Below are 18,742 nucleotides of genomic sequence, written 5' to 3' on the forward strand. Positions count from 1 at the left end.
CCCTCCGCCCCTGCCGAGAGTCATGTCCTCGCCTTGACTTCCCTCAGGGTGCCCCGTGTGCCACGAGCCGGTTGGCGAAGGTGGACAGGGTGTACGTGCCGATCCCCAGGACCACTTCCAGCGCGTTGCGCCTGCTGTACCCGTGCGCACGGAACGCCTCCAGCTGCGCCGCGCTCACGTCCCCGGCACCGTCCATCACGGCACGCGTGAACTCCCGCACCGCCTCCAGCCTGCCCTCCGCCAGCGGGACTTGCCGTTCCAGCGCGTCGATCAACGCGGCGTCCGCCCCCAGTTCTTCCAGCTTTCCGGCGTGCATCCGTACACAGAAGCCGCAGGCGTTGCGTGCCGCGACGGTCATGACGACCACCTCACGGGCCACCGGCTCCATGGTCGTGCTCTCGAACATCGCACTGAGGCGCAGGAACCCGTTCAGCAGCTCGGGCGACTCGGCCTGCTGGGCGACGAGCGGGGGCAGGAAGCCGAAGTTCTGGACTACCCCCTCCATGGCCCGCCGGGACCCGGCGGGGGCGGTGTCGACGGTGTGCTCGGTGAAGCGCAGCCCGGCCCGCCCGCCCTGCTGCCCGGCTTGCTTGCCCTGCGCGTCCTGTTGCTCGGTCTGCTCCGGCTGCTCGGCCCGATCGGTGCCCCGCATACGCCCGTTCCCCTAAACTCGACAACATGGTTGACGAACAGAAGGTAAACCGGGTTGTCGATTACGGCAAGGGCATTCCCGGCGAGGACCGCGCCGAGATCGCCGCGGACACCACCGAGACCGCCGCAAGCACCGCCGACACCACTCCCGGCTGGGAGCTGCCCGTCCTGCTCTTCGCCGGCTTCCGCACCCTTGTCGACCGTCTGCACAGCGAACTCGCCGCCCAGGGCCACCCCGGCCTGCGTCCCGCGCACGGCTTCGCCCTGCAGGCGATCGGCGCGGACGGGCCGCACGGCACCACGGCCAGCGAACTCGGCCGCCGCCTCGGCGTCTCCAAACAGGCCGCCGGCAAGACCGCCGACCGCCTCATCGCCCTCGGTTACGCCACCACCTCCGCCGACCCCTCCGACGCCCGCCGCAAGCTCGTCCGCCTCACCCCGCACGGCCTCGACGCCCTGACCCGCTCGGCCGCCGCCTTCGACGCGCTCCGGTCCGAATGGGCCCGGACGCTGGGCCCGGCGCGCGTACGGGACCTGGAGTCCGCCCTGCGCGCCGTGGTCCCCCCGGCGGACCGCTTCCGGCTGGACACGGCGGGCTGGCTGGGCGGGTAGTCGCCTCCGGGAGGCCACGCCCTCTTGCATCGAGCGCGCTCGAAGGCGTTGGCTGGGCTGTCATGAAGTACACACAGCTCGGACGCACCGGACTCAAGGTCAGCCGTCTCGTCCTCGGCACGATGAACTTCGGGCCGCAGACCGACGAGGCCGACAGCCACACGATCATGGACGCCGCCCTCGGGGCGGGCGTCAACTTCTTCGACACCGCGAACGCCTACGGCTGGGGCAACAACAAGGGCCGTACGGAAGAGATCATCGGGTCGTGGTTCGCCCAGGGCGGCGGGCGGCGCGACAAGGTGGTCCTCGGCACCAAGGTGTACGCCAACATGGCCGGAGACGACGAGGCCCCGTGGCCCAACCACGACAAGCTCTCGGCGGTCAACATCCGCCGTTCCGTCGAAGCCAGCCTCAAGCGCCTCGGCACCGACTACATCGACGTCTACCAGTTCCACCACGTCGACCGCTCGACCCCCTTCGAGGAGATCTGGCAGGCCGTCGACGTCCTGATCCAGCAGGGCAAGATCCTCTATGCCGGCTCGTCGAACTTCGCGGGCTGGCACATCGCCCGCGCCAACGAGACCGCACGACGGCTCGGCTCGTTCGGGCTGGTCAGCGAGCAGTGCCTGTACAACCTGGCGGAGCGCCGCGCCGAGATGGAAGTCGTCCCGGCCGCCCAGGAGTACGGACTCGGTGTCATCCCGTGGTCGCCGCTGCACGGCGGGCTGCTCGGCGGCGCGATCAGGAAGGAGCGCGAGGGCGGCGGGGCGCGTTCGACGTCCGGCCGGTCCGCGGAGATGCTGGCGGACCCGACCGTACGGGGGCAGGTCCAGCGTTACGAGGAGCTGCTCGACAAGCACGGGATCGCACCCGGCGAGGCCGCCCTGGCCTGGCTGCTGACGCGGCCCGGGGTCACCGGACCGATCGTCGGCCCGCGCACCGCCGACCAGCTCGCGTCCGCGCTGCGCGCGATCGAACTGGAGCTTCCGGCGGAGGTGCTGACGGAACTCGACGAGATCTTCCCCGGACCGGGGCCCTCGCCGGAGGCGTTCGCCTGGTAGACCCGGCAGGGGATGCGGGCGGGGATGGGGCGCGGGCCGCTAGTTGCCCGTGAGGGACGCCACCGCGATGACGACGAACATCAGGACGAGGACGCCGGCCATGATCTGGTTACGGATTTTCGGATTCACCCCCCGAGCCTAACCGGACCACCCCCGCCCCCTCACTCGCCGGGTCTCCCCCGCCCCCACAGCCCCCTCGGGCGACGGGGCCACCCCGGGGGAAGGAACGGGCGGGCGAGGGGGCGGCGCCCCTACCGGGGGTGCCGTCCCCCGCCCTACGCCCACCCCCGCCCTCGCCCTCGCTCCAGGCACCCCGGGCGGCCGACCGGCCTGGGGACGGTTACGCCGCCGGGATCAGCTCGCGGCGGCGGCCACGCGCGCTCGGCACCAGCTGAAGATGCCGGTGCCCCCTCCGCAGGTCCAGCTTCGGGCGGAGGCCGCCCACCCGGCACAGCAGGACGCCGACGCCGGCCGCCGCGAGCGCGGAGATCACACCGCCCGCCGCGAAGCCGATCCGGGCCCCGTAGGTGTCGGTGATCCACCCGAGCAGCGGGGCCCCGACGGGCGTGCCGCCGGTGAAGACCATCATGAAGAGAGCCATGACCCGCCCCCGCATCGCGGGATCCGTGGCCATCTGCACGCTGGAGTTCGCCGTGACGTTGACCGTCAGGCCGAACATCCCGATCGGCACCATCATCACCGCGAACAGCCAGAACGAGGGCGCGAAGGCGGTGACCGTCTCCAGCACGCCGAAGAGCACCGCCGCGCCGACCAGCAGCCGCAGCCGTGAGGTCCCCCGCCGCGCGGCCAGCAGCGCGCCCGCCAGGGAGCCCGCCGCCATCAGGGTGTTCAGCAGCCCGTACGTGCCGGCGTCCCCGTGGAAGACGTCGTCGGTGAAGGCGGAGAGCCAGATCGGGAAGTTGAAGCCGAATGTGCCGATGAAGCCCACCAGGACGATCGGCCAGATCAGTTCGGGCCGGCCCGCGACGTAACGCAACCCCTCCCGCAGCTGGCCCTTGCCGCGCGGCGTCCGCTCCACCTTGTGCAGTTCGGACGTGCGCATCAGCAGCAGGCCGGCGATCGGGGCGAGGAAGGAGAGTCCGTTGAGGAGGAAGGCGTAGCCGCTTCCGACGGCCGTGATCAGCACGCCCGCCACCGCGGGGCCGACCAGCCGGGCCGACTGGAAGTTGGCGGAGTTGAGGCTGACCGCGTTGCGGAGGTCGGCGGGGCCGACCATCTCGGCGACGAAGGTCTGCCGGGCGGGGTTGTCGACGACGGTCACCAGACCGCCCACGAAGGCGGTCGCGTAGACGTGCCACACCTCGACGTGTCCGCTCAGGGTCAGGGCGGCGAGCGCGAGGCCGGTGAGACCCATCGCGGACTGGGTCACCAGGAGCAGGGGGCGCTTCGGGAGCCGGTCGGCGAGTACGCCTCCGTACAGTCCGAAGAGCAGCATCGGGAGGAACTGCAGGGCGATCGTCAGACCGACGGCGGACGCCGAGCCGGTGAGCGAGAGGACCAGCCAGTCCTGGGCGATGCGCTGCATCCAGGTACCGGTGTTGGAAACGACTTGCCCGCTTGCGAAGAGCCGGTAGTTCCGGTTCCTGAGCGAGCTGAACATGGTCTGCTTGGGGGTGGTCGGTGCGGGGGCGGAGTCTGCTCCGGTTCCCGTACTCAAAATGAGTTCGCCTCCTTGGCGGCGCGCGAGGGTCGATGTCAGGGGCCCACCCCGGGCAGTTCTTACAGGTGGGCGAGTTTTTCCAGGACCGGGGCGGCAGCGCGCAGCTTCGCCCACTCGTCCTCGTCCAGACCGCCGACGACGTGCGACAGCCAGGCGTTCCGCTTGCGGCGGCTCTCTTCGAGCATGGCCTCGGCGGTCTCGGTCTGGCGTACCACCTTCTGGCGGCGGTCGTCGGGGTGCGGTTCCAGTCTGACCAGACTCTTCGCTTCGAGCAGTGCCACGATGCGGGTCATCGACGGCGGCTGTACGTGTTCCTTGCGGGCCAGTTCGCCGGGGGTGGCGCTGCCGCAGCGGGCGAGGGTGCCGAGCACCGACATCTCGGTGGGGCTCAGCGATTCGTCGACCCGTTGGTGCTTGAGGCGACGGCTCAGCAGCATCACTGCGGAGCGGAGAGAGTTCACGGCGGCGGCGTTGTCGCCGTGGGACAGGTCAGGCATGGTTGTTAGCGTAACTCATTACCCATGCTAAAGACCACTGCAATAACAGGGGCTCGGGCAGGGGTGCCGGAAGTCACCCGAACGAGTGAGACTGCGCCCGAAAGCGACGCGCGCCCGCCCGGCCGGGCCGGACCCTGGAACCGTGACCCCACCAGCGGCGGAATCCTCGGTACTCAGCCTGCGAATAGACGTCGAGCTGCTCGACCGTCTGCGCGAACATGCCGCCAGACGCGGAATGAGCGTCCAGGACTACGTGGTCCGGACGCTCATTCGCGACGACTTCGACGAGCGCTTCAAAACGGCGGTCGACGAGACGGAGAAGTTCTACGGGCTGACGTAGCGGCCCTCGGCGGTCACGTCAGGCCGAGCGCCGGCATCAGGTAGTAGAAGGCGAAGACGGCCGAGACGGCGTACATCGCCACCGGCACCTCGCGTCCGCGCCCGGCCGCCAGCCGCAGTACGCAGAAGCTGATGAAGCCGATGCCGATGCCGTTGGTGATCGAGTACGTGAACGGCATCATGAGCATCGTGAGGAACGCCGGGACGGCGATGGTGTAGTCGCTCCAGTCGATGGCCCTGATCGAGCCGGACAGGATCAGGAAGCCGACGGCGAGCAGGGCGGGGGTGGCCGCCTGCGAGGGGACCATCGTGACCAGCGGGGTCAGGAACAGGCCGAGCGCGAAGAGGCCGCCGGTAACCATGTTCGCGAGGCCGGTGCGCGCGCCCTCGCCGACGCCGGCGGTGGACTCCACGAAGCACGTGGTGGCGGAGGAAGAGGTGCCGCCGCCCGCCGCGACCGCGAGACCGTCCACGAGCAGGACCTTGTTGACACCCGGCAGGTTGCCCTTGGCGTCGGTCAGCTTCGCCTCGTCGCCGACCGCGAGGATCGTGCCCATCGCGTCGAAGAAGCAGGACAGCAGTACCGAGAAGACGAAGAGGACGCCGGTGAGGAGGCCGACCTTCTCGAAGCCGCCGAACAGGCTGACCTCGCCGACCAGCCCGAAGTCCGGCATGGCGACCGGGTTGCCGGGCCACTCGGGCGTCGTCAGGCCCCAGCTCTTGACGTCCGCGACCGCGTGGACGGTCATCGCGACGACGGTCATCACGACCATGGAGATCAGGATCGCGCCGGGCACCTTGCGGGTCATCAGGGCGAGGGTGAGCAGGACGCCCAGGACGAAGACCAGGACGGGCCAGCCGTTGAGGTGGCCGCCGGCGCCGAGCTGCAGCGGAACGGTGGTGTGCGCGGCGTCCGGCATGCGGGAGACGAACCCGGAGTCGACGAGTCCGATCAGCATGATGAACAGGCCGATGCCGATCGCGATGCCCTTGCGCAGACCGAGCGGCACCGCGTTCATCACGCGCTCGCGCAGCCCTGTGGCGACCATCAGCATGACGACGACACCCGCGAGGACGACCATGCCCATCGCGTCCGGCCAGCTCATCCGGGGAGCGAGCTGGAGGGCGACGACGGTGTTGACGCCGAGTCCGGCGGCGAGCGCGATCGGGACGTTGCCGATGACACCCATCAGGAGCGTGGACAGGGCGGCGGTCAGAACGGTCGCGGTGACCAGCTGACCGTTGTCGAGCTGGTGCCCGTACATGTCCTTGGCGCTGCCGAGGATGATCGGGTTCAGCACGATGATGTACGCCATCGCGAAGAAGGTGGCGAGACCGCCGCGCAGCTCGCGGGCGACCGTCGAACCCCGCTCAGTGATCTTGAAGAACCGGTCGAGTCCGTTGACCTGCCCCTGCGGCTGGGACTGCGGGGGGCCGGACTGCGGCTGTTCGGCGGCGTCCACCGGGGAGCTGGCGGGGGGCATGCGTGACCTCACGGGGAGACAAGGAGTGGGGAGCGAATCCGGTCGAACTTGGAGGTTTAAACGAACGGAACCAGTCAAACCGGGACTGTTTCAGTATGAACGCATAGGAGAAAGATCGGTATCTCCGCGCGTAGACCCATGGGGCAACCGGCCCGCCGGGCTGTCCGCGCCGCGCAGCACGCCCCCGCCTACACTGGCGCCCATGGCGAAGTGGACTGCGAAGCACGAGGCACCCGAACCCCTGGAGGGGCCCGTCGTCGGCACCGTCGTCGGCGGCACGGTCATCTGGTTCGTGATCTTTCTCGCCCAGGCCGCGTTCCACGGCTGGTTCGCCGACCGGGACCTGATCTGGTGGTACTGGACGCCGCTGGCCGGCACCGGCCTGGGGCTCATCGGCATCTGGTACGTGCGCGGACGCGACGCGGCCCTGAAGCGGCACGCGGCGGAGCAGGCGGCCGGGACCTCGTCCTCCGCTGCGTGACGCGCGAACCGGCCGGCGCCCCGGGCCGCCCGTAGGGGACCGACGAACCGGATCGCCCGCGCGGGACCGGCTCCCCCCACCGCCCGTAAGGGAGCGCACTCCCGGGTCGGCCGCGTTACGCCTGAGCTCCCGCGTAACGCACGAAAGCAGGGGCGTCCGTACGCCTCCCGTCCCACCCGTGTCGTCCCCGGGTCGGATCTTGCTCCCGGTGGCCCTGAAATCCCGCACTTCGGCGAGTCAACACGCACATCCGGCCGTACCGTCGGAGCCATGACGCACATCGACGCGGGCGCGGAGCTCGACCCCGTACACCCGGTGAAACCTCCCGCCGCAGAAGGGCCGGTGGCCGGGCGCGCCGGCGGGCTGACCGCCGCCGAGGTGGCGGAGCGGATCGCGCGGGGCGAGGTCAACGACGTCCCGGTGCGCAGCTCCCGCTCCACGGCGGAGATCGTCCGGGCGAACGTCTTCACCCGCTTCAACGCGATCATCGGCGTGCTCTGGATCATCATGCTGTTCGTCGCGCCCATCCAGGACAGCCTGTTCGGCTTCGTGATCCTCGCGAACACCGGCATCGGCATCATCCAGGAGCTGCGCGCCAAGAAGACCCTCGACGGGCTGGCGGTCATCGGCGAGGCGAAGCCGACCGTACGGCGCGACGGCGTGCCCGCCGCGATCTCCACCTCGGAGATCGTGCTGGGCGACGTCATCGAACTCGGGCCCGGCGACAAGGTCGTGGTCGACGGCGAGGTCGCCGAGGCCGACAACCTGGAGGTCGACGAGTCGCTGCTGACCGGCGAGGCCGACCCGGTGCTGAAGAAGCCGGGCGACGTGATGATGTCCGGGTCGTTCGTGGTGGCGGGCGGCGGCGCCTTCACCGCCACGAAGGTCGGCCGGGAGGCGTACGCGGCGCAGCTCGCCGAGGAGGCGTCCCGCTTCACGCTCGTCCACTCCGAGCTGCGCTCCGGCATCTCCACCATCCTCAAGTACGTCACGTGGATGATGGTCCCGACCGCGCTCGGCCTGATCCTCAGCCAGCTGGTCGTCAAGGACAACGACTTCAAGAACTCGGTGGCCAGGACCGTCGGCGGCATCGTCCCGATGATCCCCGAGGGCCTGGTCCTGCTCACCTCGGTCGCCTTCGCGATCGGCGTCATCCGGCTCGGCCGCAAGCAGTGCCTGGTCCAGGAACTCCCCGCGATCGAGGGCCTGGCCCGGGTCGACGTGGTCTGCCTCGACAAGACGGGCACGCTGACCGAGGGCGGCATGGACGTCACCGAGCTGCGCCCGCTGGGCGACGCGGACGAGGCGTACGTACGACGGGTGCTCGGCGCGCTCGGCGAGTCCGACCCCCGCCCCAACGCCAGCCTCCAGGCGATCAAGGACGCCTACCCGGACGAGGCACAGTGGCGGGTCCTGGAGTCGCTGCCCTTCTCCTCCGCCCGCAAGTACAGCGGGGCGTCCTTCAGCGACGGTACCGGCGAGAACTCGACGTGGCTGCTCGGCGCCCCCGACGTGCTCCTGCCCTCCGGCGACCCGGCCCTCGGCGAGATCGACGAGCTGAACGCGCAGGGCCTGCGGGTGCTGCTGCTGGCCCGGACGGCCGGCTCGGAGCTGGACGCAACGGACGTCGCGGCGGGCGCCACCGCCACCGCGCTGGTCGTCCTGGAACAGCGGCTGCGGCCCGACGCCGGGGAGACCCTCGCCTACTTCGCCGACCAGGACGTGGCCGCCAAGGTCATCTCCGGCGACAACGCGGTATCGGTGGGCGCGGTGGCCGGGAAGCTGGGCCTGGCGGGCGCGGAGAACACCGTCGACGCGCGGCAGCTGCCGACCGACCGGGCCGAGATGGCGAAGGTGCTCGACGAGAACGCCGTGTTCGGACGGGTCACCCCGCAGCAGAAGCGGGACATGGTCGCCGCCCTCCAGTCGCAGGGACACACGGTCGCCATGACGGGCGACGGCGTCAACGACGTCCTCGCCCTGAAGGACGCCGACATCGGCGTCTCGATGGGTTCCGGGTCGGAGGCCACCCGGGCGGTCGCCCAGATCGTCCTCCTCAACAACAGCTTCGCCACCCTCCCCTCGGTGGTCGCCGAGGGCCGCCGCGTCATCGGGAACATCACCCGGGTCGCGACGCTCTTCCTGACCAAGACGGTCTACTCGGTGCTGCTGGCCATCCTGGTGGTCTGCTCGCAGGTCGAGTACCCCTTCCTGCCACGTCATCTGACCCTGCTGTCGACGCTGACGATCGGCGTCCCCGCCTTCTTCCTGGCGCTCGCCCCCAACAAGGAACGGGCCAAGCCGCACTTCGTGCGCAGGGTGATGCGGTACGCGATCCCCAGCGGCGTCATCGCGGCGACGGCGACGTTCTCCACGTACCTGCTCGCACGGACGCACTACTCCGGTTCCGAGGCGCTCCAGGCGGAGACCAGCGCGGCGACGCTGACGCTCTTCCTGGTGTCGATGTGGGTGCTGGCGATCATCGCCAGGCCGTACACGTGGTGGCGGGTCGGGCTGGTCGCGGCGATGGGCACGGGGTTCCTGATCGTGCTCGTGGTGCCGTGGCTGCAGGAGTTCTTCGCGCTGCGACTGGTGGGGACGACGATGCCGTGGGCGGCCGTGGGGATCGCGGTGGCGGCGGCGGCGCTCTTGGAGGGGGCGTGGAGGTGGGTCGGGCGGAAGTGGCCGGCGTAGGGGGCGGTGCGAGGGTGTGCGGGGGAGTACGGCGGGGCGCGTGCTGTGCGGTACGGGGGTGTAGGGGCCTTACGTAGCGGCAGGGGGCGTGGAGCCGGGGCGGCACCGTCCGGTGGGGGGCCGCCCCCTTGCCCGCCCGTTCCGCCCCCGGGGGGCGGCCCCGCCGCCCAAGGGGGCTGACGCGTCGAGCGACCCGCCGCCCCAGGGGGCTGACGTCGAGCGGCCCGCCACCCAAGGGGGCTGACGCGTCGAGCGACCCGCCGCCCCAGGGGGCTGACGCCGGGCGGCCCGCCGCCCAAGGGGGCGGGCGGGCGGCCTCGGGGGCTGTTCAGTCGGCGGAGGGGTCAGTCGAACCAGCGGTTGCGGGCGAGTTCCGGGGCGCGGTCCGGGGCTTCGAGCAGTGCCGCGACTTCGAAGCGGCGCGGCCACTGGCCCGCCGCCCAGGCGAGGCCGGCCGCGACCCCCTCCAGGGTGGCCGCGTGGATCGTCCCGTCCCCCGTCCGGCGCCAGTCCAGCTCCACTCCCCCGGCGCGGAGTTCGTCGTGCTCCACGTATGTCGCGGGCACGCCCGCACCCAGCAGCACCCGTACCTCCGGCGGCACCGCCCGTTCCGTACCCGGGCTGGTCACCTGCGCCTCGACGGTGTCGCTGATCCTCCGCACCTGGAGAAGTTCGGCGAGTGCGGCCGCGCGTGCCGGGGCGACCGGCAGCAGGGGCAGCCCGCCGGTCAGCGGCAGCAGGTCCGGCGCGTCGGCGATCAGCGCGTCCGCCGCGTCGACGACCTCCGGCCTGCCGTCCACGACGACTCGCAACTCCTCCGGCAGGGTGACCTGTTCGGGGTCGAGACCGGCCAGCGACGTGTACAGGGCGTGCAGTTGCGACTCGGTGACGTCCGCTTCCGGGTCGGTCAGCCGTCCGAGCAGTTCCGCGGCCCCGCCCGGCTCGGCGAGCAGCGAGGTCAGTGTGGTGCGCACGCCGAGCGCCCGCAGTACCTGTTCGTCGTCGAACCCGGTCGCGTCCGCCTCGTCGTACAGGCCCTCCAGCAGGGCGTCGCCGCCCGCCGCGAGCAGGCCCGCGGGGCGCCGCCCGTCGAGCACCGGATGGTCGCGCAGCCACCAGGCCGTGTACGGCCGTACGGAGCGCGTCGTGCCGTCGGGCAGCAGGACGCGCACCTGCTGGGTCAGGGCGTCCCGCAGCGGCGGCTGCGCAAGGAGGGCGAGGGCCTGCGGCCACTTGTCGTCGTCGACGAGGTCCAGGTCCCGTACGGCCACGATCTCCGTCGCGACCGGCGGCACCGGGGTGTCGGGGAGCTGGTCGAGCACGTCCTCGCACCACACGTCGACGGCGTCCAGCAGCCCGGCGTCGTCCGGCTCCGGATAGTCCCCCTCGCGGGGTTCGAACTCGTCGGGGTCGAGGACGACGTCGGTCGCCCGGACGAGGGCGAAGCCGGCCAGCACACCGACGGCGGCCAATGTCGGCTCACCCCATGTGTCGGCGAGTTCCTGGTCCACCAGGGCGAGTTCGTCCTCGCGCATCACGGAGGCGAAGGCCGAGCCGGGAACCACCAGTTCGCACGCCGGGGACAGTTCCCCGTCCTCGTCGGGCAGGCCGAGCGCGCCCAGCCAGGGCTCGTCGCCCGGGGCGAGGTCCGCGTCGCGCACCAGCCCCAGCACCGTCTCGATCAGCTCGTCGCCGTCGAGCGCGTCCTCGTCCCAGATGTCCGTGCCGTCGAGGGAGGCGGCGACCGCCGCCCGCACCTGGGGGGTGGTGAGGACGGCCCGTGGGGTGGCGGGCAGGGCGCCCAGCTTCTCCAGGAGGGGGTGGGCGGCGTCCGCGTGGGCCACCCGCAGTCCCAGCCGGGCGAGTTGCTCGGCGGCCCCGGCGGACGTGTCCGGCAGCGGGAGCAGCACCTGGCGCGGGCCGACCGCGGTCCGTCCGTCGGCGAGCGGCACCGGCAGCCCGGCGAGGCGGTCCGGGTCGACGCCGGCCAGCGACTCGTACAGCCGCCGCCACCAGCCGGGGGCCCGTTCGGCGCCCGCGATGCGTTCGATCGCGTCGCCGAGCGGAAGCCGTCCCACGCCCAGCGTGCGCAGTTCCGCCCGGCGTTCGAGCCCGGCGGGCAGCAGCGTCGGCAGCACCTCCGCGAGCACCCGTACCGTCTCGTCCCCCGCTCCCTCCACGATTTCCGCCTCGAACGGGCGCAGTGCGGGCTGGTCCTCGGTGGGCGCGGCGGGCAGCAGGAACGGGACGCGGGGCAGCCGGGCGACGACCGCCGCCCGCAGTGCCCCGTCCAGCGCGCCCTTGCCCAGCGGCCCGGGGACCAGGGCGAGCGTGCCGACGCACACCGGCTGCCAGTCGCCGAGCAGCCCGGCGTAGACGTCCGCCGCCCGCTCCACGAGGAAGTCGGTGAGCGGTCCCGGCGCGGGGTGCCGGCGGGTGGTGTCCAGCGGCAGCGACGCGATGAGCAGCGCCGGTACGCCCAGCGGCTCGTCGGTGGGCGTCGGGGCGTGCACGACGCGCGCGGTGCGGGGCGGCAGCGGCGACCCGTCCTCGTCGACGGGCACCGCCCAGGTGAGCGACCAGTGCGGGCGCAGGCGTTCCTCGACGGGGCGGTCGGCGAGGAGGTCTCGGGTGAGGGCGCCGGACGCGGCGGCGGTGCGCCAGCGGGTCGTGCCGTGGGCGCTGTCCTGGACGTGCACGTACGGCCCGTCCACGGACCGGGTCAGTACGCGCTCCCCCTCGGGGGTGTCGACGACGACCTCGCCCAGGCCCGGCAGCGTCAGCAGCAGCGCGTCGTCGATCGCCGCGAGCAGGTGCTCGACGAGTGCCACCGCCGCGGGGTCCCGCAGCGGCAGGACGACCACCGTGTCGTACCCCTCGGGCGCGGTGCCCTCCGCGGGCAGCGGCAGCCGCAGCAGCGGCACGTGCCCGTCCCGGCGGCGCAGTTCGTCCCCGAGGCCCGGACTGCGCAGGGCGGCGTCCACCGTCATCCCGCGCGCCTCGGCGAGGGACCAGCGCACGCCGCCGTGCCGGCCGAGGACGGCGGGTTCGTCGCTGACCGCGAGGACGGCCGCGAAGCCGACGCCGAAGCGCCCGACGGCCGTGTCGGTGTCCTCGCGCTTGGCGGAGGCGCGCAGCGTGCTCAGCGACTCCGCCCCGGCGGCGTCCAGCGGCGCCCCGGTGTTCGCGGCGGCCAGTACCGCGGGCGAGTCGGCGGTCGCCCGGTGCAGGCTCAGCCGCAGCCGCCCCGGCACCCCCGCGCGTCCCGCCGCGTCGGCCGCGTTCTGCGCGAGTTCCACGACGAGGCGGTCGCGGTAGCCGCCGAGGGCCAGGTCCTCCTCCGCGTTGGCGTCCTCGCGGAACCGGGCGGGCGTCGCGGTCCAGGCGTCGAGCACCCCGCGCCGCAGCCGGGCGGTCCCGAACGGGTCGCCCGGTGCGCCTTCGTCAGCCCCGGTGGTGTCCGTCTCCTGAACGCTCACGGTGGTGCTCCTCTGTCGTGGTCTGCGGCGTGCAAGGTACCGCGCGGCTGACCACTGCCCCTGCCCTGAGCGGGCGGGGCGCACTCCTGACCACCCCGGTAACGCCACGCATCATCACGTCACGCACACGAAGTCGCCCAGCGGGCCCTACGAGTGACCCAGGTCCTCCGACGCCGGGTCCGCGGCCTCCGGTACCGAGCCGCCCTCCGGGTCCGGCCGCAGCGGGAAGGCGTCGACGGCCATCGAGTCGTGCACCGGGCCGACCGGCTTGGGCGTCTTGGGCATGACGGCGGCCTCCGAGTGGCCCCCGCAGCCGTACGAGAGGGACACGACGTGGCCGTCGGCCGGACTGAACTCGTTGGCGCAGATGCCGAAGGCCTGGCCGAGCGAGCCGGAGACCGGGATGAGGAACGCACAGGAGACGCAGGTGTCGGGGGCGGCCTGGGCCATCGGGGTCTTCGCGCCGTACTCCTCGTCCCAGCGGTCGGCCGCGAGGTGCAGGCCGTAGCGGGACAGGACGCGGGCGCGGCGCATGCCGAGTTCCTCGGCGACCGAGGTGATGGAGCCGCGCACGGGGGGCGCGGCGGCGATCGGAGCGGTGAGTTCCGCGTCCTCGGCCTCGGCGACGTCGGCGAGCGCCCGGGACTCCACGGCCTGGCCGGCGGCCGTCTGACGTTCCATCTCCTCGGAGAGGAGGGAGTTCGGCGGCGGGGCGTCCTCGCCCGTCCAGCCGGGTTCCAGCCGCAGGTCCTCCGCCTCGGTGGGCAGGAGGTCGCCGGGGCCCATGTCGCCGGGGCGCAGCCGCTCGCTCCACGGCACCCATTCGGGGGCCTGGAGGGAGTCGGGGCCGGGCAGCAGGCACACCTCGTCGAGGGTGACGATCTTCGCGCGGGAGGCGCGGGCGACCGTCACCGCCCAGCGCCAGCCCCGGTAGCCGGGCTCCTTCGCCTCGAAGAGATGGGTGACCACCCGGTCGCCCTCGGCGAAGAGAGTGACGTGCTCACCGACCACTCCGGGGAACGCGGCATCCTCGGCGGCCTCGCGCGCGAGGTCTACCGCCTCGGCGCACAGGCGGTCGGGCGTACGGCTTCTCGTCGTCGCAGCACTCACAGGTCTCGCTTCTCTCCTACGCCGTATCACGGGTGCGCCTGCCGATGAGCGATGCAGGTGGATGTACGGGCTGCGGGCGGAGCGGACCGAAGGGCCGCGTCGACGTCCGCGCCCGATCTGCCTACGTGCCTCGGGCGCACCTTCCACGATCCATTCTGCGGGATCGCCGAGCGGCGCGCGGCCGAGAACAACCGCCGGTGGCGCGCTACGCACGCTACCCCCTCCACCGCCCCCATCCCACCTGCGCGTCCGAATCCCGGTTCGGGTCGGGTGGTACGTCCGCGGCATTGGGGCACTATTGCGGGGTGACCACCGCACGATCGTCGTCACCTTCGAACGCCCCAACTGGGCCGCTGCGCAGGGCGGGTCGGGCGGTCGGTCATGCCCTCCACCTGCCGTTCACCGGTACGGCGCGCGGTATCCGGCGGGCCACGCACGCCCACGGCGCGGGCGAGTCGGGCCTCGGAAAACTCATTGAACTGCATGCCGTCAACGGCGCGGGCGACGTATTGATCACAATCGCACTCGCGTCGACGGTCTTCTTCTCCGTACCGACGGACGAGGCGCGCGGCCGGGTGGCGCTGTACCTGGCGATCACCATGGCCCCGTTCACCCTCCTCGCCCCCGTCATCGGCCCGCTCCTGGACCGGCTGCCGCACGGACGGCGGGCCGCGATGGCCGGTGCGATGCTCGCGCGGGCGGTGCTGGCGCTGGCCATGTCCGGGGCGGTGGCAACCGGCGGCATCGAGCTGTACCCGGCCGCTCTGGGCGTGCTGGTGGCGTCCAAGGCGTACGGGGTGGTCCGCAGCGCCGTCGTGCCGAGACTGCTGCCGTCGGGCTTCTCCCTGGTCAAGGCGAACTCGCGGGTCACCCTCGCGGGACTCCTGGCGACGGGAGCGGCTGCGCCCATCGGGGCGGGGTTGCAGCGGATCGGCCTGGCGTGGCCGCTGTACGGAGCCTTCCTCGTCTTCGTCGCGGGCACTTTTCTCGCCTTCTCCATGCCCGGAAAGGTCGACTCCGCCAAAGGGGAACGGCGCGCGCATCTGGCCTCCGACCATCCGGGGGAGGAAGAGGCCCCCGAGCGGCCGGGACGCGGCCTGCGGGACGTGGGCCCCTCCGTCGTGCACGCCCTCCAGGCGAACGCGGCGCTGCGTGCCCTGTCCGGTTTCCTGATCTTCTTCCTGGCGTTCCTGCTGCGCCAGCACCCGCTGGACGGGCGGAGCGCCGCCGTCTCGCTCGGCATCGTGGGCATCGCGGCGGGGCTCGGCAACGCGGTGGGGACGGCGGTCGGCGCGTGGCTGAAGTCGCGGGCCCCGGAACTGATCATCGCGACGGTGCTGGGGGTGGCCCTGGCGGTGTCGGCCCTCACCGCCGCGTTTTTCAGCGGCTTCCTGGTGGCCGTACTGGGCGCCACGGCAGGGCTCTGCCAGGCGCTGGGCAAGCTGTCGCTGGACGCGTTGATCCAGCGGGACGTGCCGGAAGCGGTCCGCAACTCGGCGTTCGCCCGCTCCGAGACGCTGCTCCAGGTGGCGTGGGTGGTGGGCGGCGCGATCGGCATCGCGCTGCCACTGGTGGCGTGGCTGGGAATGAGTGTGGGGGCCGGGCTGGTGGCGGTCGGCCTGCTGATGGCCCTGCGGGGGCTGGTGTGCGCGGGACGGAAGACGCCGGGCAAGCGGGTGCGGTAGGAGGGCGCGGGCGTCGCGGCAGGCGGGCCGGCCCGCCTGCCCGCCCGTTCCCGTACTCCGTCCCCCCGGCGGAACGCCACGAACACCCCCGTAAACCCCCCGGCGCAGCCGACCCGCCTCCGGGCGATAGCCTTCGCGCATGACCGTTGCGCTGTTCTCGGGCAAGGCCCGCCGTACCACTGCCGCCCTGGGTGTCGCGTCCGCCGGGCTGCTCCTCCTCTCCGCCTGCGACAAGCCGACGCCGCGCGCGACCGTGACGGTCGGCTCGGACTCGGTGAGCTCCGAGGCCGTCTGCTACGACGACGGCGCCAAGGGCATCGCAGAGAAGGCGATGTCGGACTGCCTCAACAAGAAGGCACCGGAGACCCTCAAGATCGCGGTGGACGACAAGGTCCGCTTCGGTGTCGACCCGGAGGTCGCCGAGAACGGCTGGACCCTCTTCGTCAACGGCCGCCAGGGCGAGCCCGAGCCGTACAAGAAGACGTACCGGACGTTCCCCGGCAGCGCCTTCTTCGGCGCGACCCAGGACGGCCAGCCCTCCCCCAAGGAGCTGACGATCAGCATCGTGGAGACCGGTGGCAAGAAGCTCATCGGTGTGTGGAGCTTCAAGCTGGAGAAGGCCTCCTGACCCCCGTGCCCCCCGTGAACGTCCTCGTCGTGACCGCGGTCCCCGCTGAGCGGGACGCGGTCACGCGTGCGCTCGCGGGCGGCCGGGGGTGCGAGGTGCTCGCGGGCGGCGTGGGCCCCGCGGCGGCCGCCGCCTCCACCGCCCGTGCGTTGGCGACCGCCCGGTACGACCTGGTGGTCTCCGCCGGCATCGGCGGCGGCTTCGCGGATCTCGCACCCCTCGGGTCGGTCGTCGTCGCCGACGCGATCGTGGCCGCCGATCTGGGCGCCGAGACCCCGGACGGGTACGTTCCGGTCACCGGCCTGGGCTTCGGCACCGTCGAGCACCTGCCGCCGGCCGCTCTCGTACGGCAGACCGCCGCCGCCACCGGGGCCGCCACCGGCACGGTCCTCACCGTCTCCACCGTGACCGGTACCGCCGCACGCGCCGCCGAGCTGCGGGCCCGGCACCCGCGGGCCGCCGTCGAGGCGATGGAGGGCTTCGGGGTGGCGGAGGCCGCCGCCCTGTTCGGCCTGCCGGTGCTCGAAATCCGTGCCGTCTCCAACGCAGTCGGGCCGCGCGACCGCGACGCCTGGCGGATCGGGGACGCACTGGCCGCACTGACCGACGCCTTCGGGAAGACGCGGCCCGTACTGGAGGGTTGGACCCCGTATGACCACCGCTGACGCCTTGCAGATCGCCTACTCCCCCTGCCCCAACGACACCTTCGTGTTCGACGCGTGGGCACACGGCCGCGTCCCCGGGGCGCCCGCCCTGGACGTCACCTTCGCCGACATCGACGTCACCAACGGCATGGCCGAGCGCGGCGAGTTCGACGTGCTGAAGGTGTCGTACGCCGTGCTGCCGTGGGTCCTCGACGACTACGCGCTGCTGCCGTGCGGCGGGGCGCTGGGCCGGGGCTGCGGGCCGCTCGTACTGACCCGTGAGCCGGGCACCGGCCTCACCGGGAAGACCGTCGCGGTGCCGAGCGAACGCTCGACGGCGTACCTGCTGTTCCGGCTGTGGGCCGCCGACGTCGTGCCGGGCGAGGTCGGCAGGATCGTGGTCATGCCGTTCGACCGGATCATGCCGGCGGTACGGGACGGCGAGGTGGACGCCGGACTGGTCATCCACGAGGCCCGTTTCACCTACCGGAACTACGGGCTGCACAAGCTCGCCGACATGGGCGAGCACTGGGAGGCCACCACCGGGCTGCCCATCCCGCTCGGCGCGATCATCGCCAAGCGGTCGCTGGGCGAGGCACGGCTGCGGGAACTGGCCGCGGCGGCGCGGACCTCCGTAGGCATGGCGTGGGACGAGCCGGAGGCGTCACGGCCGTACGTGCTGGAGCACGCGCAGGAGATGGACCCGGCCGTCGCCGACCAGCACATCGGGCTGTACGTCAACGAGTTCACGGCGGACCTCGGCGAGGACGGGTACGCGGCCGTGCGCGGGCTGCTGGAACGAGCGGCGGCCGAGGGGCTGGTTCCGCCCCTCGGCCGCGACGCGCTGGCTTTCCCGTAGACCGGGCGGCTACACGTCCAGCTGGTCCGCCACCGCACGCAGCAGGCCCGCGATCTTGGCGCCCGCCGCCTTGTCGGGGTAGCGGCCGCGCTCCAGCTGCGGGGTGATGTTCTCCAGTAGCGTCGTCAGGTCCTGGACGATGGAGGCGAGTTCGTCGGGCTTGCGGCGCTGGGCGGCGGCGACCGACGGGGCCGGGTCCAGGACCGTGACCGACAGCGCCTGGTCACCGCGCTGACCGGCGACGACGCCAAACTCCACCCGCTGGCCCGGCTTCAGGCTCTCGACACCGGCCGGGAGCACCGAGGAGTGCACGAAGACGTCGCCGCCGTCGTCGCGCGAGAGGAAACCGAAGCCCTTTTCGCCGTTGAACCACTTGACCTTGCCGGTAGGCACCGTCTGTCCTCGTCCTCGTACTCGTCGGGTCCGGAAAGCCGCGAAAACGGCTCCGGATAGCACTGGAGCGGGTCGTCAGTGACCCGCCACTCCCCAGGCTAATGCTCTGGGACGTACTGACAAGAGCCGCCGGATGCTTCCTCATCAGGGCAGGGAACTACCCTTGCCGGGTGAGCTACGAAACCAAGACGGACGAGACCGTGACCGACGGCGCGCAGGACGGCCCCGGGGACCGGCTGGTGCGCGCCGGCGGCATCGTCTTCCTCATCGGCGCCCTCGCCACGCTCGTGACGGTCGCCCCGCTGTTCCTGAAGACGGATCCGTTCCCGCCGGTGGCGTACGCGGTGTGCATGCTGATGGGCGTCGGGTTCGTGATCGCGGCGGCGGGCGTCCTCCAGTCGATCGCCGCCCAGCGCCGCGCGGCCCGGGGCGCCTGACCCTCCC

Annotated in this window: 17 protein-coding genes; 10 read left to right on the forward strand and 7 right to left on the reverse strand. The window is 72.3% G+C overall.

Going from position 1 to position 18,742, the window contains the following annotated elements; all coding sequences use genetic code 11:
• Positions 1-43: 43 nt before the first annotated feature.
• Positions 44-652 carry a carboxymuconolactone decarboxylase family protein gene (locus HNQ79_RS10150; RefSeq protein ID WP_185029253.1) on the reverse strand — a complete coding sequence of 203 codons (609 nt, stop codon included), beginning with the start codon at positions 650-652 and terminating at the stop codon, positions 44-46.
• 26 nt (positions 653-678) lie between these two features.
• Here HNQ79_RS10150 and HNQ79_RS10155 point away from each other — a divergent pair, with 26 nt between their 5' ends.
• Positions 679-1,263 (forward strand): MarR family winged helix-turn-helix transcriptional regulator, encoded by a 585-nt coding sequence (locus tag HNQ79_RS10155; protein ID WP_185029255.1) that lies wholly within the window; start codon positions 679-681, stop codon positions 1,261-1,263.
• A 62-nt stretch (positions 1,264-1,325) separates the two neighbouring features.
• Entirely contained in the window at positions 1,326-2,324 is a 999-nt protein-coding gene (locus HNQ79_RS10160; RefSeq protein ID WP_185029257.1) for an aldo/keto reductase, read from the forward strand.
• Between the two features lie 340 nt (positions 2,325-2,664).
• Here HNQ79_RS10160 and HNQ79_RS10165 read toward each other — a convergent pair whose 3' ends face one another.
• Both HNQ79_RS10165 and HNQ79_RS10170 read right to left on the reverse strand, forming a co-directional pair.
• Positions 2,665-4,002, reverse strand: a complete 1,338-nt coding sequence (locus HNQ79_RS10165) for an MFS transporter (RefSeq protein WP_185029259.1) — start codon at positions 4,000-4,002, stop codon at positions 2,665-2,667.
• A 62-nt stretch (positions 4,003-4,064) separates the two neighbouring features.
• Positions 4,065-4,502, reverse strand: a complete 438-nt coding sequence (locus HNQ79_RS10170; protein WP_185029261.1) for a MarR family winged helix-turn-helix transcriptional regulator — start codon at positions 4,500-4,502, stop codon at positions 4,065-4,067.
• Between the two features lie 142 nt (positions 4,503-4,644).
• On the opposite strand from HNQ79_RS10170, the gene HNQ79_RS10175 reads away from it, so the two are divergent.
• On the forward strand, positions 4,645-4,842 hold the full coding sequence (locus tag HNQ79_RS10175; RefSeq protein WP_185029263.1) for a ribbon-helix-helix protein, CopG family: 198 nt from the start codon (positions 4,645-4,647) through the stop codon (positions 4,840-4,842).
• A gap of 13 nt (positions 4,843-4,855) precedes the next feature.
• On the opposite strand, the gene HNQ79_RS10180 is transcribed toward HNQ79_RS10175, so the two are convergent.
• Positions 4,856-6,325: an NCS2 family permease gene (locus HNQ79_RS10180; RefSeq protein ID WP_185029265.1), complete on the reverse strand. Its 1,470-nt coding sequence runs from the start codon at positions 6,323-6,325 to the stop codon at positions 4,856-4,858.
• A gap of 202 nt (positions 6,326-6,527) precedes the next feature.
• Here HNQ79_RS10180 and HNQ79_RS10185 point away from each other — a divergent pair, with 202 nt between their 5' ends.
• Together HNQ79_RS10185 and HNQ79_RS10190 are read left to right on the forward strand one after the other, a co-directional pair.
• Positions 6,528-6,806: a DUF2530 domain-containing protein gene (locus tag HNQ79_RS10185; RefSeq protein WP_185029267.1), complete on the forward strand. Its 279-nt coding sequence runs from the start codon at positions 6,528-6,530 to the stop codon at positions 6,804-6,806.
• A gap of 270 nt (positions 6,807-7,076) precedes the next feature.
• Positions 7,077-9,500, forward strand: coding sequence for an HAD-IC family P-type ATPase (locus HNQ79_RS10190; protein WP_185029269.1), 2,424 nt, complete (start codon positions 7,077-7,079; stop codon positions 9,498-9,500).
• 344 nt (positions 9,501-9,844) lie between these two features.
• Here the strand turns inward: HNQ79_RS10190 and HNQ79_RS10195 are convergent, their stop codons facing one another.
• Together HNQ79_RS10195 and HNQ79_RS10200 are read right to left on the reverse strand one after the other, a co-directional pair.
• Positions 9,845-12,979, reverse strand: a complete 3,135-nt coding sequence (locus HNQ79_RS10195) for a sacsin N-terminal ATP-binding-like domain-containing protein (protein WP_185029271.1) — start codon at positions 12,977-12,979, stop codon at positions 9,845-9,847.
• 147 nt (positions 12,980-13,126) lie between these two features.
• Positions 13,127-14,089, reverse strand: coding sequence for a DUF3027 domain-containing protein (locus HNQ79_RS10200; RefSeq protein WP_185029273.1), 963 nt, complete (start codon positions 14,087-14,089; stop codon positions 13,127-13,129).
• A 305-nt stretch (positions 14,090-14,394) separates the two neighbouring features.
• Between HNQ79_RS10200 and HNQ79_RS10205 the strand changes: the two genes are divergently transcribed.
• From HNQ79_RS10205 to HNQ79_RS10220, 4 genes are all read left to right on the forward strand, one after another.
• Complete coding sequence (locus tag HNQ79_RS10205) at positions 14,395-15,774, forward strand: MFS transporter (RefSeq protein ID WP_185029275.1); 1,380 nt, start codon at positions 14,395-14,397, stop codon at positions 15,772-15,774.
• A gap of 139 nt (positions 15,775-15,913) precedes the next feature.
• The gene (locus HNQ79_RS10210) at positions 15,914-16,402 is read left to right on the forward strand and encodes a DUF2771 domain-containing protein (protein WP_185029277.1); all 489 of its coding nucleotides are present in this window, start codon (positions 15,914-15,916) and stop codon (positions 16,400-16,402) included.
• A 14-nt stretch (positions 16,403-16,416) separates the two neighbouring features.
• A complete protein-coding gene (locus tag HNQ79_RS10215) occupies positions 16,417-17,067 on the forward strand; it encodes a futalosine hydrolase (protein ID WP_185029580.1) in 651 nt (216 codons plus the stop codon).
• On the forward strand, positions 17,054-17,905 hold the full coding sequence (locus HNQ79_RS10220) for a 1,4-dihydroxy-6-naphtoate synthase (protein WP_185029280.1): 852 nt from the start codon (positions 17,054-17,056) through the stop codon (positions 17,903-17,905). The genes HNQ79_RS10215 and HNQ79_RS10220 overlap by 14 nt, the downstream gene beginning before the upstream one ends.
• 9 nt (positions 17,906-17,914) lie before the next feature.
• Here HNQ79_RS10220 and HNQ79_RS34475 read toward each other — a convergent pair whose 3' ends face one another.
• The gene (locus tag HNQ79_RS34475; RefSeq protein WP_185029282.1) at positions 17,915-18,298 is read right to left on the reverse strand and encodes a cold-shock protein; all 384 of its coding nucleotides are present in this window, start codon (positions 18,296-18,298) and stop codon (positions 17,915-17,917) included.
• Positions 18,299-18,468: 170 nt separating this feature from the next.
• Between HNQ79_RS34475 and HNQ79_RS33630 the strand changes: the two genes are divergently transcribed.
• A complete protein-coding gene (locus HNQ79_RS33630; protein WP_229923525.1) occupies positions 18,469-18,735 on the forward strand; it encodes a hypothetical protein in 267 nt (88 codons plus the stop codon).
• The last annotated feature ends 7 nt before the right edge of the window (positions 18,736-18,742 follow it).

This window comes from Streptomyces candidus (assembly GCF_014207445.1).
Taxonomy (GTDB): domain Bacteria; phylum Actinomycetota; class Actinomycetes; order Streptomycetales; family Streptomycetaceae; genus Streptomyces; species Streptomyces candidus.

Bases quoted from the DNA above. Each gene is read 5' to 3' on its own strand.
- HNQ79_RS10155 (WP_185029255.1), top strand. From the start codon at position 679: ATGGTTGACGAACAGAAGGTAAACCGGGTTGTCGATTACGGCAAGGGC.
- HNQ79_RS10160 (WP_185029257.1), top strand. From the start codon at position 1,326: ATGAAGTACACACAGCTCGGACGCACCGGACTCAAGGTCAGCCGTCTC.
- HNQ79_RS10150 (WP_185029253.1), bottom strand. From the start codon at position 652: ATGCGGGGCACCGATCGGGCCGAGCAGCCGGAGCAGACCGAGCAACAG.
- HNQ79_RS10185 (WP_185029267.1), top strand. From the start codon at position 6,528: ATGGCGAAGTGGACTGCGAAGCACGAGGCACCCGAACCCCTGGAGGGG.
- HNQ79_RS10170 (WP_185029261.1), bottom strand. From the start codon at position 4,502: ATGCCTGACCTGTCCCACGGCGACAACGCCGCCGCCGTGAACTCTCTC.
- HNQ79_RS10210 (WP_185029277.1), top strand. From the start codon at position 15,914: ATGACCGTTGCGCTGTTCTCGGGCAAGGCCCGCCGTACCACTGCCGCC.
- HNQ79_RS10190 (WP_185029269.1), top strand. From the start codon at position 7,077: ATGACGCACATCGACGCGGGCGCGGAGCTCGACCCCGTACACCCGGTG.
- HNQ79_RS10180 (WP_185029265.1), bottom strand. From the start codon at position 6,325: ATGCCCCCCGCCAGCTCCCCGGTGGACGCCGCCGAACAGCCGCAGTCC.
- HNQ79_RS10220 (WP_185029280.1), top strand. From the start codon at position 17,054: ATGACCACCGCTGACGCCTTGCAGATCGCCTACTCCCCCTGCCCCAAC.